Raw genomic sequence first — 400 nt, forward strand, 5'->3', positions numbered from 1 at the left:
TGCAGAGTGTCATTTCTGTGGTATCAAGAATCACTTTTTGTTGATTTCCACCGAGTCTTAACCCACCGATTTCATCTAAATCTGACCCACCCCGAGACAGCGTAGTACATCTATTCCGGTGTGGATAACTCTTCGTTACCCTCTGGTTTTGCCGCTCTTTTTCTTGTTGTCTTTGCCTTGGCAGAACTGGTCCTGAAGCGCCACGATTCATTGCCCGTTTCGACGATGTGGCAGTGATGGGTGACGCGGTCCAGCAGCGCTGTCGTCATCTTTGCATCCCCGAACACGCTCGCCCACTCGCCGAAGCTGAGATTGGTCGTGATCGCGACGCTCGTGTGCTCGTATAGCTTTGAGAGCAGATGGAACAGCAATGCACCGCCGGTCTGGCTGAACGGCAGAT

1 protein-coding gene is annotated in these 400 nt (G+C 52.5%); it reads right to left on the reverse strand.

The features are described from left to right. Positions 1 to 110: 110 nt before the first annotated feature. Positions 111 to 400, reverse strand: a 290-nt coding sequence (locus ACV22W_RS33650) for an ATP-binding protein (RefSeq protein ID WP_448023848.1), incomplete at its 5' end; no start/stop codon positions are given.

It is taken from the genome of Burkholderia sp. AW49-1, from assembly GCF_053427845.1.